The sequence below is a fragment of the Clostridia bacterium genome (assembly GCA_035628995.1).
GTDB lineage: Bacteria > Bacillota > Clostridia > Lutisporales > Lutisporaceae > BRH-c25.
Genome location: DASPIR010000023.1, coordinates 257,998 through 283,778, shown reverse-complemented (window position 1 = coordinate 283,778; position 25,781 = coordinate 257,998). Strand labels below are relative to the sequence as shown.

Genomic DNA, 25,781 nt, shown 5'->3' with positions numbered 1-25,781 from the left:
CGAAGCTCCGCAGGGGGGGAAGGGCTATGAGGGTCCAGTTCAGTGGTGTCGTGAGTGCGAAACCGTTATATGAAAGGTCACTCGCTTGACAAATAGTTTTGTAACTATTATTCTAATTTGATATAAGGAGTTAATATGGAGAGTTTTAATAATTCATCAGAAAATATGAGACCTATTAACAAAATTGACTATGTGCATTTGGAATTGAGGGTCATGCTGTTCCATTTACTTGTTAACACATTCTGTTTCATTTTAATTCTCTTACTACCAATGATTCTTGCCTCAATTATAGGCACACTCACATTATCGGTATACTTTTTTCTTGGAGTTTATATAAGACGTAATTGCGGCAGAAAACCTAGTATCTTTACAATTCCTGTTTTTTACACTCTAGTAGGTATTGCTGTATTAGCACTTGCTATTATTATTAATATAATAGGTGGATTAGAAATTGGATACCCTTTTGCTTTTTTCATTAGCGTAACACTAATGCCTTTATATTTACTTTTAAATGGTTTCGAAGAATACTCATATTATCTTTTCAATATGTCGATAATACCCATTTTCTTACTGCCAGCTATTCTTATACAATTAGGCTATGTATTTTATGGTAGCGTTTCAAACTGCTTTTTCAAAGTAATCAATGTTCTTAATATCATATTTGCAAAGTGGAAGAATACATTACTTACTACCGCACTATTATTGTTAATATTTTTCCCTGTATCAACCATCGGTTTTTCGTATAAAGTAGAAACCTGCAGTTTTGGTATAGATATTTATGAATATACAGTACACCCTAACAGAAATTTTGAAACAGTCAGCCGTTCTTTTTCAAACGAAATAGAAGAAAAAGTTGATGGGAAGTTAGCATATTTTGATTACTTACTACTAAGCAGCAGTAAGATGCTAGAGGTGCCTATGAAGATTATGTTTGATTATAGAGGTTATAATCCTCATGTTTTGTCTGAAAGCTATACATACGAGGAAATTTATTGGGCCTGGCGTAAGTTTTAAATATTGAGACACTTAAATGTTGTTTTAGTTTTTTACTAATGTACATTTGTAGAAAAGAACAACATAAAGACTATTTACATAATGCGCTATTACATTATGTTAGGGAGTAAAAATTATGAATATAGAAGTTGTAAAAGTACTTTTAGAAGAGAAACAAATATTAGATAATTTATTAAAAATGTATTGTTATGAGTGGTCACAGTATAATAAATTTGATGTTAATCATCAAGGCGAATACGAATTTGAATATCAGATTTCTGATTATTGGGATAAAGAAAATCACTATCCATATTTTGTTAAAGTAAATGGAATATTAGCAGGTTTTGTTTTAATAGATGGTAAGTTTGAGTTATATTTGAATCACGATTATGAAATGGCTGAATTTTTTATTATGTATAAGTATCGTCGAGCAGGAGTAGGACGATATGTAGCAAAAGCTGTATTTGACATGTTTCACGGAAAGTGGGAAATAGGAATACATCCGCATAATATTACGTCACTTAGATTTTGGGGCAGCATTGTTGACGAATATACAGATGGTAAATATGAAATCATGAAATCTTGCCATGATGTTGTATATCATGATGGAACATGCGCTGACATTATTTCATTTGAGAATTAGTAGTTTTCTGTATAAAAAAAGTATCCTAAGTGTCTCAGGGTCTCAAGTGCCCGTCCGATATACGACAGAATGAGCAATGTCGCAATATCGTGTCTCGCCATTATGGGAATGAGTTTTTTAAAATATACTTATAGAGAAGTGTGAAGCAACGATAATTTATATTTTGTGAGGATGATTTTTACGAACATAATGTTAAAAACAAGAACTATGAATCATGTTGTTGTTTTCTGGGATAGGACTCAAGATGAAAAAATAAAAAGATTATTTCCTATCAGTATTGAATCCTTAGAAGAAGCACTGATATTATTCGAGGAGTCCCTAAAAAAAGATGCCTCAAGCTATGGCAAAGTAATCTATTTTGAAGGAAAATATATTGGAGATATTTGGTGTTACGGTATAGATGAAAACAATGAGAAAGTGGTTATGCTAAGTATTGTCATTTTTGAAAAGGAGCTATGGGGAAAAGGGATAGCAACAGAGGCTGCAAAAGTTTTTGTCGAGGACGTTTTTGATAAGTTTGACATAGTAAAAATAGGAGCATTTACATATTCCAATAATTACGCTTCAATAGGTATGTTAGAGAAGGCTGGATTTATAGAAATCGAAAAATTTGTTGAACATGGAATTGAATCAAAATATTATGAAATACGTGAAGTTAAATAGATTATGAGCATAAACCTTGGTATATAACTATAAAGTTTCAAGTTAATTAACTGGGAACTCATTAACCCTTTAAGTTAGTACATATATAATAGTGGGAGGAAAACGGATTGGTATTAGAAATGAAAAAGAAAAACATATTGGTATTGACCGGAAGCCCAAGAAGAAATGGGAATAGCGATAGGATGGGAGACGCGTTTATTCAAGGCGCATTATCGGCAGGGCATGAAGTGACGAAATATGAAACCGCAAGAAAAGTAATCAGTGGATGTAAAGCCTGTAAGACGTGCTGGAGCAAAGGAACCCCGTGCTCTTTTAATGATGATTTTGATGAGCTGGCGTCTTTATTAGAAGCAGCAGATATCATAGCTTTTGTTACGCCTTTATATTGGTTTGGCTTTCCTGCACAAATCAAAGCAGCAATTGATAAAATGTATGCCTATGTGGGAAAAAATTGTAAACACCCGCTTAAAATCAGAAAAAGCCTCTTACTGGTATGTGGTGCAGATGAGGGTATGAAAATATTCGATGGAATAATAGCAACCTATAATGAAATTGCCCACTATATGAAGTGGGAAAGCAGAGGGGTGCTAGCAGTACCGAAGGTTAATGAAAAAGGTGATATTGAAGCAACGGACGCACTTGTGAAAGCAGAGGAATTCGGGAAGTCGTTGGTATTTCTTCGCTAAGAGGTCGCCCTAAAGCTCAGAAACATCAGGCAGATACAATTCATAGTGTGAAAGGTGATAGATAGAATGATAATGGAAAATGGAGTTATGTTTATCTTATATGTAAGGGATCAAGAGAAGTCTAAGCATTTTTATGAAAGTTTATTGAATATTAGTCCATCCTTAGATGTTCCTGGGATGACAGAATTTACTCTTTCTAAAGGTATAATTTTAGGTATTATGCCAGGGGATGGTATTGAAAAAATTCTTGACAATAAAGTCGGAAATCCTAATAGAATAGATGGACTGCCAAGATGTGAAGTATATTTATTTGTAGATAATCCAGATAATTATTATGAAAAGGCAATAGAAATTGGTGGACAAGGTATAAGTAAAGGTGCAAAGCGGAATTGGGGAGATTATGTTTCTTATTGCTCAGACTTTGATGGAAACATAATAGCTTTTGCTACATGATAATAATGGTTTATTTAAGCAGAAGCATTAATACTATGTATTATTTATTACTTTAATAATTGGATGAAAGAAGGTAAATGGCTTTGAAAAATGAAAATAAATACAAGCTTAACATGGATATAAAATATGATTATCTTGAAGTAATAAAAGTTCCAGAGATTATTGAAAACTGCAAAGAAAAATGGTTTAATCAGACTCTTTGTAAAGTAAACTCCTCTGTTTTAAGACTTGGAATATTCGAAGGCGAATTTCATATGCATAAGCATGAAAATGATGATGAAGTATTCTATGTATTAGATGGTGAGCTTTTAATTGAAAGTGAAAAAGGTAATTTTAAGTTAGCAAAGAATGAAGGAATATGCATTCCAAAGGGTACTATGCATAGGCCAATTGCAAACGCTAAGACGATAGTCTTAATGATTGAAAATGAAGGGATAAAGCCGATTGGTGATTAATTAGCTTATTTAACCACATGATACAATGGACCAATAATGAGTTCGATTAAAGAAAGTAGGTGAATAGTACAATGATCAGACTTGCCACAACACATGATGCAGAACAAATTCTAGATATATATACCCCATACGTACAAAATACTACTATTTCCTTCGAGACGATTGTACCGTCTGTTGAAGAAATGGCGACAAGAATCGAGCATGTATTAGAGAATAATCCATGGATTGTACTTATAGAGGGAAATAGCATTCTAGGCTATGCATACGCTTCTAAACATCGTGAGCGAGCTGCTTATAGGTGGGCGGTAGACATTTCTATCTATATAAGACAGGATTGCAGAGGCAAAGGAGCAGGCAAGGCATTGTATACTGCTCTAATATCCATTCTAAAGCTTCAAGGGTATTACAATGTCTATGCTGGGATTTGCTTGCCCAATGAAGCAAGCGTAGGAATCCACGAGTATTTTGGCTTTAAGAAAATTGCTCAATATAATAATGTGGGATACAAATTCGGACAATGGCATGATGTAGGATGGTGGGAGCTGTCTCTAATGCAGCATAATTCGGAACCAAGCGAACCGGTTTCCTTGAATAGTATAAGAAAAGAAGAAATTCTAAGAGTAATAAGCATTTAAGGAGAGTAGATATGAGATTGAATCTGATATTTTGGGCCATTTTATTATCTATGAATAGTGTTTCTTGGAGTGAAGGTGATTTAATAGACAAAGCTAATGATATTTTGGGGAGTAATGAATCCGTTATTATTATTGAAACAAAAGACGAGTCAGTACAAGTAGTTGACTTAATAAATAGCTATGAAATTAGTTTTGTAGAGGCTGTTAACCATAATGATTTCTCACTTGTTGAGCCATATTTAGCAGTAGGTAGCTCGTTATATGATTCTCAGAAAAAGCTAGTGCACGATTTATATATAAAAGGAATAAAAGAAAAATATGTTTCTCATGAGATAGGTTTTTTATATTACGACTCGAGCAGCAGTTATGAGGTCGAGGTTATAGAAACTATTAATATAGCATATCCGGGGAAAGGTGAATCAAATAAAGATTTTCAATGGATTTATACTGTAAATAAAATTGATAATAAATTAAAATTAAGTCAAATAGTAAAATGGGAGAGTTTTGAAAAAGATATTGAATTGAGAAAAAGTAATGCCAGACCTGACGAGTTTTATTTATATTGGCTTTATGAGAGTTATGAAGCTGAGCTTATTGATTTGTTGAATAATGGTAACTCACAGTATTTATCCGGACTATTTAACGAAAATTCAGTCAAGACACAACATGATGCTTTAATTAATAGCTTAAAGGCAAAAGGGAAGGAATTTAGCCTGGTAAAAACTGAGTATCTTAAACATTGGAGCACTTCTAATAACCCTTATACTGGTAAGAAGAAAACTACATTGAGTTATGTTGATGAAAATTCATGTAAGAGAGAATTGAACTTATATATAACTTTAACTGTTGAAGTGTCCAGGTCAAAAGATAAGCTTTCATTTGGCGGATATGCAAGAATAACAAAAGTCGAATATTTGATAGAGTAATTCTACTAAATCGCACCTGATCTGATAAAAGCGAGCGCATATTTGTTAAAGACAGCAGTCATTACATTCAAACAGATCAGCCAAAAGTAGTTATAGATGCTGCCAACAAGCTGGTTACTATAGCTAGTGATGCAAGGAAAAACTAGCAAAGCTTTAGAGAGTATGAGGCAAGGGGGAAAAGTCATGGCTAGAAAATCGTTCAATGAAAAACTCCATAACTCTAAAGATTTGCCAAAGGTAGAGTTCATAGGATTCGATAATAAGATGTCGAAACGCTTTGGTACTGGCAATATGCTTATTGCGGCACCTATGGAATATGATGAAGTAATGAAAAGAATACCCATAGGTAAGCTTACTACATCATATGAAATCATGGCATTTCTTGCTAAAAAGCATAACGCTGATTTTACTTGCCAGCTTACAGCGGGTATATTTATAAATATAGCTGCCAATGCATCAAAGGAAAGAGAAAATATGGGGAGCAGTGATATAACACCCTATTGGCGCACCTTGAAAAAGGGTGGCGAGCTTAATGAAAAATATCCTGGTGGTATAGACCAGCATAGGTTTTTGCTTGAAATAGAGGGTCATGAAATAATGCAGCAGGGCAAGCGTTATTTTGTCAAGGATTATGAAAAAGTATTATATCAAATGTGATAAATGCAGAGAGTATATTAGGTCAAATACACTGCATACACAACAAAAATGACTAGGAGTAAACGAATATGGAATATATGGGAAATAAAGAATACTGGGATGAAAAATTCATGCAAAGAGGTGATAAAGCACTAGAGCCAGAAGCTTCATTGGTAAACAGCATTAAGTATTTTAAGGAAGGCTCAGTCATTGATATAGCATGCGGAGACGGCAGAAACAGTTTGTTTCTTCTTAGTAACAATTTTAAAGTAACAGGGATAGATTTTAGTAATAAGGCTCTTGAAAGGCTGGCGAGGTTTGCAGCAGGACTGAATTATTCTATAGAGACACAACAAATCGATTTAAATATTCCTGGCTCGCTAAAGCATATTGGTGTATTTGATAACGTTTTGATCAATCACTATAGATTGAATCAAGAGCAATTAAAGGATATTCAGAGGCATATATCTGAGAAGGGAATTCTATTTGTATCCGGATTTAGACATAAACATAAGGCTGACCAGAAGATAAGAAAAGAAGACTTAATCGAACCTACTGATTTCGATTTATTAAATAATTCATTCGATCTAATAGAGTATATTGAAAATGATGATGACAGGGGATTCTTTGTAACCTATATTTTTCAAAAGAAATAAGTTTCTTAAAGACAATTAAGGGGGTAAAAAATGTTAGTAGGAAAAAATGTTAAGATAAGAGCAATAGAAAAAACTGATTTAGAACTGTCTTATGCTTGGATGAGTAACCAGGAAAACGTGGGCGGCTTTATGGATGCTCATTTGGTTCATAAGGAATCTTTTATTGAAGGTATGGAGGTCCTGATAAAAGACAAAAGCAAGCTTTTTACAATGATTGAAGATAGTAATGGCAAGTCAATCGGAATAATGAACTATAGAGAAGTTCCCGGAAGTACCACTACTTTAGAAATTGGGATTTTGATTGCAGAAAGCTCTGTAAGAGGAAAGGGCTTTGGAAGAGAGTGTCTGCAGCTGTTTATAGACTATATTTTTAATACTAAAAATGTTATGCGAATACAATTTTTAACAAGAGTTGAGAATGCAGGAATGAAGGTAATCGGGGAAAAAGCTGGATTTACGTTGGAAGGAGTATTGAAGAAATATAAATTGGAGCAAGGTGACTACAGAGATTATTCTATAATGGCTGTAACTCGTGAAGAATGGTCTTTGAAAAAAACTAAAGAGGGAGTTCATATATGATAAAACAGTTTGAAACGCGTAGAAGTATAAGAAAATATTCTGATAAGCCCGTAGAAGACGAAAAAATAATTCAATTACTGGAAGGGGCAAGGCTTGCTCCATCGGGCAGCAATACACAGCCTTGGCATTTCATAGTTGTAAAATCAGAAGTGACTAAACAAAAATTAGCAGAGATATCTCATGACCAGAAATGGATGCTTTCAGCACCGATTTTTATAGTGTGCGTGGCAGACATTCGCTGCAGGGTAAAAGAAGATGTGGAAATTTCATTGAATGACAACAGCCCAGAGAAGGAACTAAAGCAGATTATAAGAGACACATCAATTGCAGTAGAGCATATTGTACTAGAAGCTGATAATCTAGGCTTGGGTACCTGCTGGGTTGCGTGGTTCATACAGAATGAAATAAGACCGATTTTAAATATACCTTCCGACAAATATGTAGTTTGTATTCTAACCCTTGGATATGCCGATGAAACTCCTAAAGCTCGTCCCCGAAAGAGGCTTGAGGAGATAATACACTATGAAAACTGGTGAGAAAATAAGAGTTGTTCATGATACCAATATAGTGTGCGAATATCTAAAGGGTAAAACGAGATATGATTATATCTATCAATTTAATAATCTATCAGATGATCAATGGAAAAATGTTGTGTGCTATGGTTTATATGATAATGATGAATTGAAGGAAATAGCCATGGTAAATATCAATTATTCCATTCCGGTATTACTTGCAGCTAGTTTTAATAATGTAGAGTATAATATTGAACTCATTAGAAGAATGAAGAGATTCCTTCCGTCTAGATTCTATACTCATATAGATAAAGCCACACTAGAAGCGGTGTTCGCTCAAAACTGCATTCATGAATATGAAGAATATTTAAATATGGGATTCTGCGAATATGATACAATAGATAAAAAGCAGAATAACGAGATTGTGAGGCTTGGTTATAAGGATATAAAAGACATTAAAGAGTTGATAGATAATAGTTATCCTGAGGCTTGGCTGGATGATGAGTCAGTGAAAACCAATGAGAATTTTGGAGCTTATGATAATGGAAAGCTAGTAAGCTTTGCAGGCATACTCGCTTATTCTGAACAATATCAAGTTGCTGCTGTAGCTCATGTAACTACTCTTCCCGAATATAGAAAGAGTGGTTATGCAGAAAAGGTTGTAGCAGAGCTGTTAAAAAGCCTGATAACGAAAATACAGTTTATAGGGCTTAATGTAAAGGTCAATAATCTAACGGCTATAAATTGTTATAAAAAATTAGGCTTCAAAGAATTCGGAAGATTCATTGCTTGTGTGATAGAAAATTAAATAGGGGGGTATAAAATTATGAAAACATTGATAGTATATGATTCAGTCTTTGGCAATACAGAGAAAATAGCTAAGGCAATGGGTGATTCCTTGGGTAATCAAGAAAATGTTGAGGTTTTAAAGGTGACCGATATTAATCTTGATCAATTAACAGGCGTAAATTTGCTGATAGTTGGCTCTCCTACAAGAGCATTTAAACCAACAAAGGCAACTGTTGACTTCCTGATTAAAATTCCTTTAAATGGTCTCAACGGTATTAATGTGGCTGCTTTTGACACAAGGATTAGCGCTACAGATGTAAATTCTAAAGTCCTTAACGGCTTCGTTAAAATATTCGGATATGCAGCTAAACCTATAGCTGATAAGCTCGTAAAAAAGGGTGGAAAGCTGATAATCCAGCCTGAAGGATTTTATGTTAAAGAATCCGAAGGTCCTTTGAGAGACGGAGAGCTTGAGCGAGCCGCTGAATGGGTAAAATCAGCTTTAAACGCATAAGACTAAGACTAATTCTACATAAGGAGAATGATCAATGAAAGCTGAGGTAAAGCCTAACATTGAGATGGAATTGCTAGAGAAGATTGATATAAGAGTCGGAACAATTATACAAGTTGAGGACATAGAGAAATCTAATAAGCTGGTAAAGCTGACAGTGGATTTTGGAGATTTTAAAAGAACAATACTCGTAGGCATGAAGGGTGAAAGAGCTAACCCAAAGGAAATAGAAGGACAACAGGCACTTTTTGTTGTTAATCTTGCACCGAAAAAAATGGCTGGACAAATATCTGAGGGCATGTTATTTGATATTGGCTACGCAGACGGAATAACACCAGTCTTAGCTCAACCGGAAAAACCGGTGCCAGCTGGGACTAGGGTTGGATAAATTACTTAGAAGGGAGAAAATAAATGTCAGATACAAAAGATTTAAGACTTGCGGTACTTATTGATGCAGAAAATGTTCCATACAAGAATATAAGGGGTATATTGGAGGAGGTGGCTAAATACGGGACACCTACAATAAAAAGGATTTATGGGGACTGGACGAAAGCCACCTTATCAGGCTGGAAGAATTCCTTGCTGGAAAATGCAATAACTCCAATACAGCAGTATAGTTATACATCCGGGAAGAACTCTTCAGACTCTGCCTTGATAATTGATGCAATGGATATATTATATTCCGAAAAGGTTGACGGCTTTTGCATAATATCAAGCGACAGCGACTTCACAAGACTGGCTACACGACTGCGTGAAGCAGGTATGAAGGTCTTTGGCATAGGTGAGAGAAAAACGCCCAGTGCATTTATTGTCGCATGCGATAAGTTCATATATATTGAAATTATAAATGCACCTGTCAAACATGATGAAATAGACGTCAACGACAGCCGTAAAGCTGATGTTGTTGAACATGAAACTAAAATCAGCTCCGTGGAGATTGGCACCGAAATAATCAACCTGATATCTGCATCTGTAAACGATGTTGCAGATGATAATGGATGGGCTTTTCTTGCTGATGTTGGTAATCTTATATCCAAGAAACAACCTGATTTTGATGCCAGGAACTACGGCTTTTCCAAGCTGACTCCTCTTGTTAAGAGTCTAAAACGCTTTCAGATTGAGGAAAGGGAGTCCAGCAATTCAAGGATAAAGCATATATATATCAGGAATAAGGATAAATAATCTATTGAAGCTATATAACTTCAGATGCTAAAAAAGTTATTTGGAGGGGGTTAAGATGCTAATAGAGCTAATTGAGCTGTCTGCTCAGGATGGTATCGATGTATTTGATATGTTGAAGGAAATAGGACCGGGAGAAAACGGGTTTATGAACAGTGCCTATGGAATAACTTCAGAGGAATTTCCCAACTATCTTGAAGAGATCATGAATTATTCTAAAGGTATAAATCTTCTGCCTGGATATGTGCCCCAGACAATTTATTGGCTGTACATTGATTCTAAGCCTGTAGGAATAGCAAAGTTCAGGCACTGTTTAAATGACTTCTTGCGCGAGCATGGCGGACATATAGGTTATTGCATAAGACCTACAGAGCGTGGTAAAGGATATGGCACTATCATTTTAAGGGAAGCTCTAAAGAAAGCAAAGGATAAGGCCATTGATGAAGCACTTATCACATGCAATGCGACAAATATCCCTTCAAGAAGAGTCATTGAAGGAAACAATGGCAAATTGGAGAGCATCATTGAAGGTGAATGCAAATATTGGATAAAGCTATAGCTGTTCTAGCAGGGGGTTAATTATGTTCAATTATAAAACTTTAGAAAATGTAGATATAGAAATAATACATCAAGCATTTATAAATGCATTCTCAGATTACCAAGTACAAATTGACTTACCTCTTTGGAAGCTTAAGCAAATGCTTCAGAGAAGGGGTTATATTCCCGATAAATCGATGGGAGCATTTAACGGTGAGGTTCTGGTTGGTTTTATCCTTAACGGCTTCAGAGAATGGAACGGGAAGCTTACAGCCTACGATACCGGAACCGGTGTTGTCCCAGAGTACAGAAAGCAAGGAATAACGACTAAGATGTTCCATAATGTTTTGGATCAGCTTAAATGTGAAGGAGCCGAGCAGTATTTATTGGAGGTACTACAACAGAATATATCAGCTTACCAGCTTTATAGAAAGCAAGGCTTTGAAATATCAAGAACCTTTTCATGCTTTAAACTGGATAAAAGTAAATATCAGTCACAGAAGACCTTTGCTGTAGAGCATTTAGAGGGCTTTACAACCGATGATTGGGAGCAGTTGAAGGAATTTTGGGATATTCAGCCCGCCTGGCAGAATTCTATTGAGTCTATCTGTGCTTTAAAGAATGCTTTTGTATACTCTGTAGTTCGGACTGATAGCAAAATAGTTGGCTATGGAATAATTGATAAAAGAACAGGGGATATTCCTCAGATAAGTGTAGATAGAAATTACAGGCGCAAAGGAATTGCCAGAAGCATAATGACTGATCTGATTAACAACACTGAATCGGACAAAGCTGCAGTTTTAAATTTAGATGACCGCTCAAAAGTATCAAAGGACTTTTTAAGTACATTGGGATTTGAGTGCTATGTTGAGCAGTATGAGATGATTCTGGAGATTAATGCTTAAGGAGAAGCTTAAGGATGAATATACAAATATTTGGGATAGATAAATGCTTTGATACCAAAAAGGCTCAGCGATATTTCAAGGAACGCAATATAAAGTTCCAATACATTGATTTGACAGTAAAGAGTCTCAGCAAAAGGGAGTTGGACAGCGTGGAGGCTGCTGTAGGTCTGGCTAATCTCATGAATAGGAACTTAAATGATTATGAGAGGCTAAACCTAAACAAGATAAACAGCAGTATCATAAAGAAAGAAATATTGCTTGAGAACCCTAAGCTGTACATAACTCCTATTGTGAGAAATGGCAAGCTGGCAACTGTGGGATATGTGCCTGATGTCTGGAAAACATGGGAGTAGCTGGTAGGTAAGAGTATGACAAACGTAAAGAAGTTTTATGTTTCTATAACTCTATTTATTATACTAGCCTTGAGCATCTGGTTCATAATACTTGACTTTTCAAGGTTTTACAGCCAGAATTACAGCTATGACATTTATCCAAGTGCACTTTTGAAGCGAATAAATGTATTACTTGCTGCTTCTATTGCTGCGATGTTCTGGTAGGGCTTGACGCTGCTATGGAGGCAGGTATAATAATATTGACAAACGAACAGATGTTCTGCATACTATTACCAAGAAAAGAAAACCGAGGTATTAATGTGGATGGAAGCAATAAAAATCACAAAAAAGCAGGCTCGCCAATTCATTCTTACATATCATGGCTTGATGGGCAAACAAATGTTCGCCGGAAAGCAAGGGATAATAGATTATATCAGCAAGGTGGGATGCATTCAGTTTGACCCGCTGAATATCGTAGGGCATAATCATGAACTAGTACTGCAAGCAAGGATTAAAGACTTTAAGCCAAAGCTGCTGCAGGAGCTGTTGTATGAGGATCGCAAGCTTATAGATGGCTGGGATAAAAACATGTCCATTTATTGCATAAAAGATTGGCCATATTTCAACCGATTAAGGGAAGCGGCAAAACAAAGGCTGGGAAACAGTGACAGGCCTATCAATAATGTATTGTCCAAGATACGTAAAGATATAGAAGATAGAGGACCTGTGTCCTCCATCGATTTGGGCTATTCAGAAACAGTTGATTGGTCTTGGGCACCCACAAGCATATCCCGTGCAGCATTGGAAAGCATGTATTTCTGGGGAGAACTCATCATACATCACAAGGCTTATACTCGCAGAATATATGATTTTGCTTATCGTCACATTTCAGAAGAACTGTTGTTCGCATTAGATCCAAACACTACTGACAGTCAGTATTATCGCTGGTATGTTCTTAGGAGAATAGGCGGTATAGGCATGCTTTGGAACAAAGCAGGGGATGCCTGGCTTGGGATAAATGGATTAAAAAGCAAAGAGAGAAATGCTGCTTTTGCACAGCTTTTAGAAGAGAATATTATTTTAGAGGTATTGGTTGAGGGAGTAAAGTATCCACTTTATATTAAGTGTGAGGACAAGGGACTGTTGGATAGCATATTAAATGGCAAAACGTCATCAAAGCATGCCGCTGTTCTGGCTCCATTAGACAATTTGCTCTGGGACAGGAAGCTTATAAAGGAACTGTTTGACTTTGATTACAGGTGGGAGGTATATAAGCCCGCTTCAGAGCGAAGCTACGGCTATTATGTACTGCCGGTGCTTTATGGTGATAAGTTCGTAGCAAGGTTTGAGCCGGGTTGGGATAAGAGCGCTGGGACCTTGATTGTGAAAAACTGGTGGTGGGAACCTGGAATTAAACAGAGTAAGGGGTTAATGGATGAACTCTATAAATGCTTTAAGCAGTTTGCAGAGTTTTTAGAGGCAGATGGAATTAGAATCGAAGAAAAAACTTCAGTATTGAATGAATTAGGATGGTTAGAATAAAGCGATATACAAATGTAAAGGAGTAATGACATGAACGGAATATTGTTTTCAATAGCAGCAGGAATATTTATAAGCCTGCAGGGAGTATTCAATACAAGATTAAGTGAAAAGATAGGTTTTTGGGAAACAAATACCTTTGTTCATGCAAGTGGGTTTGTATTCACATTTATTATAATGATGGCCGTAGGAAGTGGAAGCTTTAAAAGAATTGGAGAGGCAAATAAACTGTATTTAATTGGAGGCATGCTGGGAGTACTAATACTATTCAGCGTAATGAATGCAATTTCAGCTCTTGGTGCAACCTATAGCGTAGCTATCTTACTGGTTACGCAGCTTATAGCTGCAACAATCATTGATTCCTTTGGGTTATTCAGCAGCCCGGTGATAAAGTTTGATATTACAAAACTCCTTGGAATTGCCATTATGATTTCAGGAATTATTGTTTTCAAGATAAAGGGTTGAGGGGGAAGCGTAAATGGTTATGAATCGATAAATAGGATGGTGCACTTAATGAATAATAAGAAATATCTTAGGATTTTAGTAGTTTTGATTGTGTCGATTGGCCTTAACACCCTTTCGGTACTGCTGGCACCTTATACTTCACCAGATGATTTGGGGCAACTGGCTTTCTTGCTGGTTATACTCTTTCCTGCTTCAGCACTTATATCAGGAATATTATCTCAGCGTCTGAGGATAGGCTTGGTTGCTGCTGCAATTATTTCGGCACTGGCAGCAGCTCTGGTGATATTAGTAAGGTTCAATAGCTCAGGACTTGCATATGCTCTCATATATGCAGCAATAGCAATATTGGGATACCTGCTGTCATGGGGTTTGGATAGGATAATTAAAAAAATCAGGCATTAATCAAAACGATCGAAAGGTCGTTTTTCTTTGTTTTACACGAGCCTCGAGCCACGTGCCACGAGTAAGATTTTTTTATGTTTTAAATACCTGTATTTTGGACTTCTTCTCTGAATATGAATAACTATACCCATATATTTAAATTTGGAGGGATAGTCTTGAAATCCAGGTTAATAATAATCAGTAAGAAAAAGCTTCTAGTGATACTCATAATGCTCGCGTTTCTGCTTCTTTTCATAGCAGCATTACGGATGATAAGCATAAATACAATGAACTACTATGAACCAATATATAAAGGTCTGGAAGATGAAAAGAAGATAGCCTTCGCTTGCAATGTAGTTTGGGGAGAAGAATACTTGCCTCAGATGCTTAAGCTGTTTAAAGAAAACAATATGGAAATAACCTTCTTTATCGGAGGTCAATGGGCGGAGAAGAATGAGGAGTTGTTAAAGAGCATACATAATGACAAGCATGAGTTGGGCAATCATGGCTACAAGCATTTATACCACAGCAAACTGACACCTGAAGCGAACAAACAGGAAATTTTAAAAACAGAAGAAATCGTTAAAAGGATTACCGGCTGTAAGACCGAGCTCTTTGCACCGCCATATGGCGATTTGAATGATACTGTGGTATCCTCTGCAGAAGCCTTGGGGTATAAGGTTATAATGTGGAGCATAGACACGATAGACTGGAATACCAAGGATTATAACAAGATACTGCAACGCTTGGAGAAAAAGCATCATAATGGTGCAATAGTACTAATGCATCCCACAAAGGTTACTATAGAAGCTCTTCCACAGATGATTGAAAGCTTAAAAGGCCATGGCTATGAAATAACGACAGTAAGTGACGTTTTAGAAAATAATTGAAAAAAAATAACACTTTATATATAATGAGATGTACAGTTTAGAATACTAAATACTTCAGGAGGTTAACAATGTTTCAAAAAGAACTTTTGATAAATGGCATACGATTGGTTACTGAAGAAATATCATATGTTAATTCAGTTTCTATCGGTATATGGGTTAAAGTGGGCTCACGATACGAAAATTTTGAAAACAACGGAATTTCGCATTTCATCGAGCATATGCTTTTTAAGGGGACAAAAAACAGATCAGCGAAGGAAATTGCCAATAGCATCGATAAAATTGGAGGACAACTTAATGCCTTCACTTCCAAGGAATGTACATGCTTTTACGCCAAGGTGCTCGATACGCATTTTGATATAGCTCTGGATGTATTGGCGGATATGTTTTTCAACTCCAACTTTTCCAGTGAAGAAATAGATAAGGAGAGAGGCGTAGTCATAGAAGAAATAAGTATGTACGAGGATTCTCCAGAGGATCTTGTTCATGACCTTTTTAGTCAGGCAGTATGGTCAGGAAACCCGCTGGGAATGTCTATTCTGGGAACTGAAGATTCTTTGGAGAACCTTAATAGAGAAAGAATAGTGCATTACTTTAATGAAAACTACATTCCTCAGAATATAGTCATCTCTGTAGTAGGGAATTTCAAACATAATGAGGTAGTCAAAAAGATAAAAGGATATTTTGAGAAGGCAGAGCAGAAGGATAATAGTTCTGCGAACATCATAATCCCAAGGTTTGAGTCTGAGTATACACTCAAGAGCAAGGTTACGGAACAGGTGCACCTTTGCATGGGTTTTAATGGGGTTGATATAAAGAATGAAGCCTTCTATCCAATGCTGATTTTGAACAATGTGTTTGGAGGAGCCATGAGCTCAAGGCTTTTCCAAAAGATTAGAGAAGACAGAGGACTTGCATACTCAGTATTCTCATATCCATCCTCCTTCGAGGACTGCGGCTTGTTTTCCATTTATGCGGGTTCAAAGCCTGACAATTTGAAAAGCGTAGCAACGCTCATAATGGAGGAAATACGGGAAATGAAGAAAACAGGAATTACAGAGGAAGAGCTTTACGACTCTAAGGAGCAGCTTAAAGGCAGCTATATACTTGGGTTGGAGAGCACAAGCGGAAGAATGATTTCTATTGGGAAATCTGAGCTTTTGCTTGATAGAATATATTCTCCCACTGAAGTATTGGAAAGAATAAACAATGTAGATATGGACAGCGTAAGCAGCATAATAAAGCATATATTCGATACAGACAGCATGGGTGCTGCAGTAATCGGTTCTATGGAAAACAATACCGATATAAGAGATATGTTTAAATAAGGCAGCGTGAAAAATTGGAAACTCTTTTAAGGAGGAGTTGCAGTGGACGAGATAATTGTAAAATACATAAGGACAAGCAGTGATAAAGGCTTGGAGGCGAAGATTCCGGAATATGCTACAGCAGGGTCTGCAGGCATGGACTTAAGTGCCTGTATCCCGGAGGACATTATAATAAAAGCCGGTGAAAGAGCCATGGTGAAAACTGGTATAGCAATACAGATTCCCCGCAGCGGTATCGGTGGTTTTGTTTTTCCCAGAAGCGGGCTATCCAGCAGATATGGTATATCCCTCGCAAACTGTGTTGGAGTAATTGATTCTGATTATACCGGTGAGATAATTTGTCCGGTAATTAACCTCAGCATCAGCGATTACATAATAAAGTCCGGAGATAGAATAGCACAGATAGTATTCATGCCGGTAATAAATGCAAAGCTTCATGAAGTGGATAAGCTTGAGGTAACAGAGAGAGGCGCTGGCGGCTTCGGCTCAACAGGGACATAAATTAGGAATATTTGTCTACTTTACTAATATACTTAAGTATGGCTTTTATATTTAATTTATTGGTGAGGTGATACCATGAGATTCAGTAAGTTAAGCGGTAAGGAAATAGTGTCTCTTCCGGATTGTGAAAGGTTGGGATACCTTGGAGACTGTGATTTGCTCCTGGATGGAGAGACTGGCAAGATTAAAGCACTGATAGTCCCTGAGAATAAAGGCACACTATCCTTTTTCATTGATAAGAGATATATTGAGATTCCATGGGAAAGAATAAAGAAAATAGGCAATGACATGATAATAATAGATTTTGCGGATATTTTAAAATGAGAAAAGAGTTACAAGCAAAGCAAAGCTTGTAACTCTTTTTGTATGTTAAAAATTGGCTGAACCAGCATTGGTGTGGGACAATCACCAGTAGAGTAAAAATGACATATTATATACTAGTTTTGTATAATGGAGGAATTAATATGAAAAGCGCAAGATACCTTATTGTAGGCGGTGATGACAGGCTTGTTGAACTTGCAGCAATATTCAAAAAGAACGGAATGACAATCTCTACTTATGGAATGGACAAAGTGGAGATAAAGGACGTCGAGAATTATTTGCACATGGATGAAGCATTGGAGAATTCTGATGTAATAGTCTGTCCCATACCGTTTTCTAAGGATGTACACAAAATCAATTCAAAGTATTCCAGCATTGATATTGAAATCGAAGAATTGTTTAAGAAACTCGGAACAGGCAAGAAACTAATATTAGGAGCAATTAACAACTATTCAAAGGAGCTTGCAAAAAAATACAGTGTAGAATATTTGGATTACTATAACGATGAAGGTTATCAGATACTAAACACCATCCCAACAGCTGAAGGAGCATTGTCAATAATAATAAACGAGACGAGGGATACATTGTTCGGAAGCAAGGTACTCGTTCTTGGTTATGGAAGGATAGGCAAACTCCTCTCAGAGTATTTAAAGGGTTTGAATGCGGATGTGTACGTGGAAGCAAGGAAGGACTCCGATCAGGCCTGGATAAATGCAAGAGGCATGAAGGCTGTGCCAATAGAACAGCTTCCGTCTTACTTGGGAGAAATGGATGTAATAGTGAATACAGTTCCTGCAATGATGTTGGATTGCGGGATGCTTGAATTGGTTAAAAAAGAAGTGTTTATACTGGACCTGGCGTCAACCCCTGGTGGAATTGATTTTGCATATGCAGCAGAAAAAGGCATAAAAACAGTTCATGCACTTGGAATTCCGGGGAAGGTTGCATGCAGGTCAGCGGCGGTTTATATTTACGACACCATAAAGAAGATTCTTAAAGATATATAATGGGAGGAGCTTATTATGAAGCTAGAAGGCTTAAATATAGGATTAGCAATAACCGGATCATTTTGTACCTTTGATAAGTTAGTTCCCGAGGTGGAAAAGCTTGTTTCCCTAAAAGCCAATGTATACCCGATATTTTCCACAAATGCAGCTGCCATGGACACAAGGTTCGGAAATGCTGAAGAGTGGGTAAAGAGGTTTGAGGAAATAACCGGACACAATGCTATAAAAACTATAGCTGATGCAGAACCAATAGGACCAAAAGAGCTCATGGATATATTAGTAATAGCACCCTGTACAGGCAATACTTTAGCAAAACTAGCAAACGCAATAACAGATACACCAGTGCTCATGGCAGCAAAATCCCATATAAGGAACGGGAAACCTATAGTAATAGGCATCTCCTCCAATGACGGACTTGGTATGAGTGCAAAGAACCTGGCAGTACTCCTTAATTCCAAGCATTATTATTTCATCCCCTTTGGACAGGATAATCCAACAGTCAAGAGAAATTCTCTGGTCGCGAAAATGGAACTCCTGGCGCCCACTGTGGAGATGGCAATGGAAGGCAAGCAGTACCAACCCATGATTATTGAAAATTTTAAATCGTGATACGTCGTATTTAGGAGGATGCATCGATGAAAATACTAGTACAGAAGTTTGGAGGAACTTCAGTTGCTACCAATGAGAGAAGAGAGATGGTAGTCGATAAGATAGAAGGCGCTATAAATAAGGGGTTTCTTCCTGTTGTTGTTGTTTCTGCTATTGGAAGAAGTGGAGATCCTTACGCGACTGATACTTTGATAAACCTGGCCAACTCAGTAGGAGTGAGCAGCAATCCAAGAGAAATGGATTTGCTTATGTCCTGTGGAGAAATCATATCCTGTGTAATACTGGCAAACACAATAAAGAAGCGGGGATTTGAAAGCATAGTGCTTACAGGAGGGCAAGCAGGAATAATAACCGACGAGAACTTTGGTGATGCAGAAGTATTGAGAGTCGAACCACAATTCATTTATGACTGCATAGCAGAAAATATAATACCGGTAATTGCAGGCTTCCAGGGCAAGTCTGAAAAGGGTGAAATAACAACTCTCGGCAGAGGCGGCAGTGATGTTACCGGTGCAATTATGGGTGAAGCACTCAACGCTGAAGCAGTTGAGATATACACTGATGTTGAGGGAGTTATGACAGCCGATCCAAGGATTGTACCGGATGCTATGGTTATGGATACCATATATTACAATGAAGTTTTTCAGATGGCGGAGTATGGCGCAAAGGTCATCCATCCCAGAGCCGTAGAAGTGGCTATGAGAAGCAGCATTCCGCTTCTTATAAAGAATACAATGACTGACTCAGCAGGCACTTTGATAACTAATTGTGATAAGAATAGAAGATATAGATATGATAAGCGTGACAAGCTGCTGACAGCCATAGCACATGTAAGCGGCAGGGCAAGAGTGAGGATACGCTTTGATGGTTCAGGCGGTGAATATGAAAGTGACAACCAACTTTTCAATACAATAGCAGCAGAAGGAATAAGCATCGACATGATCAATGTCAACCCTGACTTCAAGGTATTCATAGTTGAGGAGATCAATATCGAAAAACTTAAAGAAGCACTTGGCAAGTATGGCTACAACTATGAGCTCAGGACAAACTGCAGTAAGGTAACTATAATCGGTAACAAAATGAGAGGAGTGCCCGGCGTAATGGCAAAGGCTATAAACGCACTCGCAAAACAAAATATTGAGGTTCTTCAGACCTCAGACTCTCATACCACTATTTCCTGTCTTGTAGAAAGTGTAAATGCCAATGCAGCAGTCAATGCTCTGCATCAGGAATTCGATATGGGGAAAACAACCGTATAATACTTTCTGAATGCTCCAAACCGTTTAAAAAAGCAAATCATTAGGATTTGCTTTTTTTTTGCATACTGTTTCTTTTTAAGGTAAAAATATAAACTACAATAGCAATACAAATGAGGACTGACTTTCAAATAAAACCCGGGAGTGTGATTTGCTTGAATAATATGTATGGATTCAGATCAGCTGGAAACACTGATGCTGAAGAAACAAATAATGAAAATAAGGAAAAGACTGTTGAAAACATAAAGGAACTGGGAGAAACTCGAGTGCCCCAATTCAGGAGCAACATACACTGCATAACTATAATTGGCCAGATTGAAGGGCATTTAGTGCTGCCGCCTCAAAACAAGGCGACCAAATATGAGCATATAATTCCGCAGATTGTAGCAGTAGAAGAGAATCCGGAGATTGAGGGACTGCTTCTGATACTCAATACAGTAGGCGGAGATGTAGAAGCAGGTTTAGCGCTTTCAGAGCTTATTGTAAGCATGAATAAACCATCGGTTTCTCTTGTATTGGGAGGAGGGCACAGTATAGGAGTGCCGCTGGCGGTATCGGCAACTCATTCTTACATAGCACCAACTGCAACGATGACAATACATCCTATTAGGATGAACGGTTTGATTATAGGCGTTCCACAGACCTTCGAATATTTTAATAAGATGCAGGAACGCATAATCAGATTTATAGTGGAGCACAGTCATATAGATTTAGAAACTGTAAAGAGGCTAATGTTTACAACCAGCGAGTTAGCTAATGATGTTGGAACAGTACTGGTAGGTCAGGAAGCTGTAAAGTATGGATTAATTAAGGAAATAGGAGGGCTGCATCAAGCACTCACCAAACTCCAAAGTCTAATAAAGGCTGCGAAGCAAGAAAAGGAAAAACAATAAAAAAACTAGTTAAAGCTGCTTCGTGCATATATTGCGTGGAGCAGCTTTTTTTGTATTGCATGACCAAAGCATAGTCTCTGCAATGCACAATAAATGATGGCTTAGTTGCAACAACTGCCAAATAAGGATATAATATCATTAGAATTAGAGTTAAACGCTTGAATTCATTATGTATTTTATGAGGTGATATCTTGTCGAAGAAAAATATACAGAACGATATAAAGTATGAAATTGCAGGCGTATCCTTGATATTGGCCAGTATATACATATATATAAGCCTTTTCAGCAAAAACTCAGGTATAGTAGGCGAACAGATTAGAATTCTCATTCTTGGAGTATTTGGTCTGGGTGCTTACATAATCCCAATATTAATTATCATACTTGGATTGGCTATGGTATACAGAAGAAATGAAATGCAGATTAACATCAAGTTTTATTCTTTCTGTATATTTCTGATTGCTACGCTTATAGCACTTTTCATCGCAAACTACGACATATTAAAAGGTGCTGATTCCAAATGGCTTGATGCAGTGAAATACTCCTATGACCTGGGTTCTTTGAATGTAGGGGCAGGAGGAGGTGCTGTAGGCGGCTTCCTGGGTTATGCTTTAATCAAGTTGTTCGGAATGATTGGAACCATAGTACTTGTTGCAGCGCTCTACATTATCTCAGTACTTATGTTTACCGAGATAGCCTTCTCACATATTCTTGAGTATATAAAGCAATCGGTATTAAACTTGTATGCGAAACTCAAGAACAAAGACATGGAAGCTGCGGTTACAAGGGAACTTCAGAAGAAAACAGCTGCGCAGAAGCAGGAAGAACATAGTTTATTAGAAATTGATGATGAAGCGAGAATAAAAAGTATAGACAAGAAAATCAAAATACTGGATTTCACCAAGCATTTTGATAAAGGCTTCAAAACCAAAGAAGAAAATGAGACAAATGAAAAGGCTAAAGATATCGCAGAGCTTTCAGAACTGAAGGATAAACCCACAAAAGACAATCAGACTTCAAAAACTGATGCTGTACCAACCATAGTTCCGATAAATAACAAGCAATACGCAAATTATAAGCTGCCACCAACAAATCTTCTGAATTTACCGGTTGAAAACAAGACGGGCAATGCGAAAAAAGAAGTAATGACCAATGTTAAAATTTTGGAGGATACACTCAAGAATTTCGGTGTCAGTGCCAATATAGCACAGGTTTCTGTTGGTCCTACAATCACAAGATATGAGCTTCAGTTGAGTCCAGGTGTAAAAGTAAGCAAGATATTGAGTCTTGCTGATGACATTTCTCTCAGCCTTGCATCTCCTGGGATTAGGATAGAGGCTCCTATACCGGGAAAAGCTGCAATAGGAATCGAAGTGCCCAATAAAGACGTATCCAGCGTGCTTTTGAGAGAAGTGTTGGAGTCAGATGAATTTAAAAATCAAAAGTCAAAGATATCCTTTTCGATTGGTAAGGATGTGGCCGGCGCAAATATTGTAGGGGATCTGGCAAAGATGCCGCATCTGCTTATTGCCGGTTCTACAGGTTCAGGAAAGAGCGTATGCATAAACACATTAATAGCAAGCATTCTTTGTAAGGCTACTCCAGATGAAGTAAAACTGCTGCTAATTGATCCAAAGGTGGTTGAGCTTAGCGTATACAAGTGCATTCCTCACCTTTTGGTCCCGGTGGTGACAGATCCGAAGAAAGCAGCAGGAGCCTTGAACTGGGCTGTCATGGAAATGACTGAGCGTTATAAGAAGTTTGCGGCTAATAATGTTAGAGACATATATGGTTACAATAGTATTAATAAAGAAGGTATAGAGAAGCTTCCGCAGATAGTAGTCGTAATAGATGAATTGGCGGATTTGATGATGGTTGCTCCCGGCGAAGTTGAAGATTCTATTTGCAGGCTGGCTCAGATGGCCCGTGCTGCAGGAATACACCTTGTTGTGGCGACACAGAGGCCTTCTGTTGACGTAATAACCGGACTTATAAAAGCAAATATTCCTTCAAGAATATCCTTTGCAGTATCGTCACAGATAGACTCGAGAACTATATTGGACATGGGCGGCGCTGAAAAGCTTTTGGGAAAAGGGGATGCCCTTTATTACCCTGTTGGAGAAGCAAAGCCTTTAAGAGTACAGGGTGCCTTTGTATCAGATAAGGAAATTGAAAAGCTGGTCAACTATATTAAGGATCAAGTGCCTGTGAACTTTAATAATGAAATACTTAAAGAAATAGAACATAGTGTTGAGTTTGATGAGAATGCCGATGTTGATGTGTTATTAAAGGGAGCCATTGAGATAGTTGTAGAAAGCGGACAGGCATCAATACTCATGCTTCAAAGAAGGCTGAAAATAGGCTACAGCAGAGCTGCAAGGCTTATTGACCAAATGGAGGAGCGAAGGATAATCGGCGGCTACGAAGGCAGCAAGCCCAGAAAGGTACTTATAAGCAAGGAAGATCTGGACGAAATGATATAATGCTTTGACACCTGCATATTAATATAATATACTTTTCATAGATATTGTGTCATGCTGCTAGAAACGAATTCCAGCACAGGGCACTAGAAGGAAATGGGAGGAGCGAAATTTTTGAAGCTGAAAGCAGCAATTGTATCTCTTGGATGCTCAAAGAATCTTGTTGATTCAGAGGTTATGGTTCAGAGCATTCTTAATGATAATTATGAAATCACAAACGATGCTTCAATAGCAGAGGTAATAATAGTAAATACCTGCGGCTTTATAGAAGGTGCAAAACAAGAGTCAATTGATACCATACTTGAAATGTCCGAATACAAGAATAATGGGAAATGCAAGGTGCTCATAGCATCAGGCTGTATGGCAGAACGCTATAAGGAAGAGCTTATAAAAGAGCTTCCCGAGCTTGATGCAGTTATCGGCACCGGAGATTACAAGGATATAACAGAAGTAATACTAAAAACCCTACAGGGTGAAAAGATAGTTAGATATGGGCACCAAGAGCTGGTTGACATTGATAAGCTTCCAAGACGTATTTCTACCTTTGGTGCGTCAGCATATCTGAAGATAGCAGAAGGCTGTGACAACAGGTGCAGCTACTGCATCATACCGACTCTGCGCGGAAGATACAGAAGCAGAAAAATGGAAGATATTCTTGAAGAAGCAGAAGAGCTTTCAAAGAATGGAATACAGGAACTGAATATAATAGCACAGGATATAACCCGTTATGGCATAGACCTTTATGGAAAATACAGGTTAAGCGAGCTTCTAATAGAGCTTGCTGCAATTGAAGGTATAGAATGGATAAGACTTATGTACTCTTATCCTGACGAATTCAGCGATGAACTCATTGATACTATCGCTAAGGAAGAAAAAATATGCAAATACCTGGACATACCCATACAGCATGCAAGCAATGGCATCCTAAAGAAAATGGCCCGCAGAAGCAGCAAGGAAAAAATACTGGAGCTTATTAGGAAGCTTAGGACAAGTATGCCGGGAATAATCCTAAGAACATCTCTTATAGTGGGTTTTCCAGGAGAGACTGAGAAGGATTTCGAAGAGCTGTATGATTTTGTATCTGAAGTGAAGTTCAACAGACTTGGAGTGTTCACATATTCCAGAGAAGAGGATACAGCCGCTTACGGTATGCCCGATCAAGTTGACGAAGCAGTAAAGCAGGAGAGGCTGCAGAAAATAATGCTTCTTCAAAAGGACATATCACAGGAAAACAACAGGAAGCTTATTGGAAAGACTATTAAAGTGCTGATAGAAGGCATATCCTCCGGCGAATACTTCGGACGCAGCTATATGGATGCGCCTGAAATTGATGGAAAAGTATATTTCAAATCCAGTAAGGATTTGATACCTGGTGATTTTTGCTTTGTGAAAATCAATAAGGCTTATGAATACGATTTGGTGGGGGGGAGAATTGATGAACCTGGCAAATAAAATTACAATAATAAGAATACTTATGGTTCCAATTTTCATGGTATTGATGCTGGTAGAATTTCCTTATCATATGGAAGCCGCATTAGCAGTGTTTCTTACAGCTTCACTGACAGATAAATTGGACGGGTATATTGCACGAAAATATAATATGATTACCGACTTCGGCAAATTCATGGATCCCCTTGCCGATAAGTTGCTGGTTACCGGTGCTTTTGTTGTACTTATACAGCTTGGCAGGATAGAAGCCTGGATAGTTTTTGTTATACTTGCAAGAGAATTTGCTGTCACAGGTCTTAGAAGCCTTGCCGCAGCTCAGAATGTTATTATAGCCGCAAGTAATTACGGCAAAATAAAAACTGTAATACAGATTATTGCAATAGCAGTGCTCGTACTGGGCAATTATCCATTCAGCCTTGTGAATCTGCCAATGGATATTATAATGGTTTATGCAGCACTTATAATTACTGTACTATCAGGGCTTGATTATTTTGGCAAGAACATTCGGGTATTGCAAAATATAAAACAGTAGCAGATAAAATGAAAAGGCTTAAATCTATAAGTTTAAGCCTTTTTTA

The 25,781-nt window shown here is 37.4% G+C and carries 34 protein-coding genes; all 34 read left to right on the top strand.

Features of this window, described 5'->3' with window-relative positions:
• Window positions 1-135 precede the first annotated feature (135 nt).
• The 34 genes from VEB00_08205 to pgsA all read left to right on the top strand — a co-directional run bounded on the left by VEB00_08205 (window position 136) and on the right by pgsA (window position 25,735).
• Window positions 136-1,014 (top strand): hypothetical protein, encoded by an 879-nt coding sequence (locus VEB00_08205; protein ID HYF82993.1) that lies wholly within the window; start codon window positions 136-138, stop codon window positions 1,012-1,014.
• Window positions 1,015-1,129: 115 nt separating this feature from the next.
• On the top strand, window positions 1,130-1,636 hold the full coding sequence (locus VEB00_08200) for a GNAT family N-acetyltransferase (GenBank protein HYF82992.1): 507 nt from the start codon (window positions 1,130-1,132) through the stop codon (window positions 1,634-1,636).
• 189 nt (window positions 1,637-1,825) lie between these two features.
• Complete coding sequence (locus VEB00_08195) at window positions 1,826-2,299, top strand: GNAT family N-acetyltransferase (GenBank protein HYF82991.1); 474 nt, start codon at window positions 1,826-1,828, stop codon at window positions 2,297-2,299.
• Window positions 2,300-2,418: 119 nt separating this feature from the next.
• Window positions 2,419-2,985, top strand: a complete 567-nt coding sequence (locus VEB00_08190) for a flavodoxin family protein (GenBank protein ID HYF82990.1) — start codon at window positions 2,419-2,421, stop codon at window positions 2,983-2,985.
• Between the two features lie 66 nt (window positions 2,986-3,051).
• Complete coding sequence (locus VEB00_08185; GenBank protein ID HYF82989.1) at window positions 3,052-3,438, top strand: VOC family protein; 387 nt, start codon at window positions 3,052-3,054, stop codon at window positions 3,436-3,438.
• Window positions 3,439-3,515: 77 nt separating this feature from the next.
• Window positions 3,516-3,893, top strand: a complete 378-nt coding sequence (locus VEB00_08180) for a cupin domain-containing protein (protein HYF82988.1) — start codon at window positions 3,516-3,518, stop codon at window positions 3,891-3,893.
• Window positions 3,894-3,964: 71 nt separating this feature from the next.
• Window positions 3,965-4,528 (top strand): arsinothricin resistance N-acetyltransferase ArsN1 family B, encoded by a 564-nt coding sequence (locus VEB00_08175; GenBank protein HYF82987.1) that lies wholly within the window; start codon window positions 3,965-3,967, stop codon window positions 4,526-4,528.
• Window positions 4,529-4,539: 11 nt separating this feature from the next.
• Entirely contained in the window at window positions 4,540-5,454 is a 915-nt protein-coding gene (locus tag VEB00_08170) for a hypothetical protein (protein ID HYF82986.1), read from the top strand.
• Window positions 5,455-5,637: 183 nt separating this feature from the next.
• Entirely contained in the window at window positions 5,638-6,111 is a 474-nt protein-coding gene (locus tag VEB00_08165) for an MGMT family protein (protein ID HYF82985.1), read from the top strand.
• A gap of 68 nt (window positions 6,112-6,179) precedes the next feature.
• Window positions 6,180-6,746: a methyltransferase domain-containing protein gene (locus tag VEB00_08160; protein HYF82984.1), complete on the top strand. Its 567-nt coding sequence runs from the start codon at window positions 6,180-6,182 to the stop codon at window positions 6,744-6,746.
• Window positions 6,747-6,776: 30 nt separating this feature from the next.
• Entirely contained in the window at window positions 6,777-7,325 is a 549-nt protein-coding gene (locus VEB00_08155; protein ID HYF82983.1) for a GNAT family protein, read from the top strand.
• Entirely contained in the window at window positions 7,322-7,861 is a 540-nt protein-coding gene (locus VEB00_08150) for a nitroreductase family protein (protein HYF82982.1), read from the top strand. The genes VEB00_08155 and VEB00_08150 overlap by 4 nt, the downstream gene beginning before the upstream one ends.
• On the top strand, window positions 7,848-8,645 hold the full coding sequence (locus tag VEB00_08145; protein HYF82981.1) for a GNAT family N-acetyltransferase: 798 nt from the start codon (window positions 7,848-7,850) through the stop codon (window positions 8,643-8,645). Before VEB00_08150 ends, VEB00_08145 begins: the two co-directional genes overlap by 14 nt.
• 18 nt (window positions 8,646-8,663) lie before the next feature.
• Window positions 8,664-9,140, top strand: a complete 477-nt coding sequence (locus tag VEB00_08140) for a flavodoxin family protein (protein ID HYF82980.1) — start codon at window positions 8,664-8,666, stop codon at window positions 9,138-9,140.
• Window positions 9,141-9,174: 34 nt separating this feature from the next.
• Window positions 9,175-9,525, top strand: a complete 351-nt coding sequence (locus VEB00_08135) for a tRNA-binding protein (protein ID HYF82979.1) — start codon at window positions 9,175-9,177, stop codon at window positions 9,523-9,525.
• 23 nt (window positions 9,526-9,548) lie between these two features.
• A complete protein-coding gene (locus tag VEB00_08130; protein ID HYF82978.1) occupies window positions 9,549-10,319 on the top strand; it encodes an NYN domain-containing protein in 771 nt (256 codons plus the stop codon).
• 55 nt (window positions 10,320-10,374) lie between these two features.
• Window positions 10,375-10,875: a GNAT family N-acetyltransferase gene (locus VEB00_08125; protein HYF82977.1), complete on the top strand. Its 501-nt coding sequence runs from the start codon at window positions 10,375-10,377 to the stop codon at window positions 10,873-10,875.
• A gap of 22 nt (window positions 10,876-10,897) precedes the next feature.
• Window positions 10,898-11,758: a GNAT family N-acetyltransferase gene (locus VEB00_08120; protein HYF82976.1), complete on the top strand. Its 861-nt coding sequence runs from the start codon at window positions 10,898-10,900 to the stop codon at window positions 11,756-11,758.
• Between the two features lie 14 nt (window positions 11,759-11,772).
• Entirely contained in the window at window positions 11,773-12,111 is a 339-nt protein-coding gene (locus VEB00_08115; GenBank protein HYF82975.1) for an ArsC/Spx/MgsR family protein, read from the top strand.
• A 15-nt stretch (window positions 12,112-12,126) separates the two neighbouring features.
• Window positions 12,127-12,315, top strand: a complete 189-nt coding sequence (locus VEB00_08110; protein HYF82974.1) for a hypothetical protein — start codon at window positions 12,127-12,129, stop codon at window positions 12,313-12,315.
• A gap of 99 nt (window positions 12,316-12,414) precedes the next feature.
• Window positions 12,415-13,632: a crosslink repair DNA glycosylase YcaQ family protein gene (locus tag VEB00_08105; protein ID HYF82973.1), complete on the top strand. Its 1,218-nt coding sequence runs from the start codon at window positions 12,415-12,417 to the stop codon at window positions 13,630-13,632.
• A gap of 30 nt (window positions 13,633-13,662) precedes the next feature.
• Entirely contained in the window at window positions 13,663-14,094 is a 432-nt protein-coding gene (locus VEB00_08100) for a DMT family transporter (protein HYF82972.1), read from the top strand.
• 48 nt (window positions 14,095-14,142) lie between these two features.
• Window positions 14,143-14,496, top strand: a complete 354-nt coding sequence (locus VEB00_08095) for a hypothetical protein (GenBank protein ID HYF82971.1) — start codon at window positions 14,143-14,145, stop codon at window positions 14,494-14,496.
• A 155-nt stretch (window positions 14,497-14,651) separates the two neighbouring features.
• The gene (locus tag VEB00_08090) at window positions 14,652-15,365 is read left to right on the top strand and encodes a polysaccharide deacetylase family protein (GenBank protein HYF82970.1); all 714 of its coding nucleotides are present in this window, start codon (window positions 14,652-14,654) and stop codon (window positions 15,363-15,365) included.
• Between the two features lie 68 nt (window positions 15,366-15,433).
• On the top strand, window positions 15,434-16,690 hold the full coding sequence (locus VEB00_08085; GenBank protein HYF82969.1) for a pitrilysin family protein: 1,257 nt from the start codon (window positions 15,434-15,436) through the stop codon (window positions 16,688-16,690).
• 51 nt (window positions 16,691-16,741) lie between these two features.
• Window positions 16,742-17,191: a dUTP diphosphatase gene (gene dut, locus VEB00_08080; GenBank protein HYF82968.1), complete on the top strand. Its 450-nt coding sequence runs from the start codon at window positions 16,742-16,744 to the stop codon at window positions 17,189-17,191.
• 75 nt (window positions 17,192-17,266) lie between these two features.
• A complete protein-coding gene (locus VEB00_08075) occupies window positions 17,267-17,515 on the top strand; it encodes a YlmC/YmxH family sporulation protein (GenBank protein ID HYF82967.1) in 249 nt (82 codons plus the stop codon).
• 140 nt (window positions 17,516-17,655) lie between these two features.
• Window positions 17,656-18,519 (top strand): dipicolinate synthase subunit DpsA, encoded by an 864-nt coding sequence (gene dpsA, locus VEB00_08070; GenBank protein HYF82966.1) that lies wholly within the window; start codon window positions 17,656-17,658, stop codon window positions 18,517-18,519.
• A 15-nt stretch (window positions 18,520-18,534) separates the two neighbouring features.
• A complete protein-coding gene (locus VEB00_08065; GenBank protein ID HYF82965.1) occupies window positions 18,535-19,128 on the top strand; it encodes a dipicolinate synthase subunit B in 594 nt (197 codons plus the stop codon).
• Between the two features lie 26 nt (window positions 19,129-19,154).
• A complete protein-coding gene (gene dapG, locus VEB00_08060; protein HYF82964.1) occupies window positions 19,155-20,387 on the top strand; it encodes an aspartate kinase in 1,233 nt (410 codons plus the stop codon).
• 161 nt (window positions 20,388-20,548) lie between these two features.
• Entirely contained in the window at window positions 20,549-21,277 is a 729-nt protein-coding gene (locus VEB00_08055; protein HYF82963.1) for an ATP-dependent Clp protease proteolytic subunit, read from the top strand.
• Window positions 21,278-21,468: 191 nt separating this feature from the next.
• Window positions 21,469-23,757: a DNA translocase FtsK 4TM domain-containing protein gene (locus VEB00_08050; GenBank protein HYF82962.1), complete on the top strand. Its 2,289-nt coding sequence runs from the start codon at window positions 21,469-21,471 to the stop codon at window positions 23,755-23,757.
• Between the two features lie 111 nt (window positions 23,758-23,868).
• Entirely contained in the window at window positions 23,869-25,206 is a 1,338-nt protein-coding gene (rimO, locus tag VEB00_08045; GenBank protein HYF82961.1) for a 30S ribosomal protein S12 methylthiotransferase RimO, read from the top strand.
• Complete coding sequence (gene pgsA, locus VEB00_08040; GenBank protein HYF82960.1) at window positions 25,190-25,735, top strand: CDP-diacylglycerol--glycerol-3-phosphate 3-phosphatidyltransferase; 546 nt, start codon at window positions 25,190-25,192, stop codon at window positions 25,733-25,735. Before rimO ends, pgsA begins: the two co-directional genes overlap by 17 nt.
• Window positions 25,736-25,781: the final 46 nt, after the last annotated feature.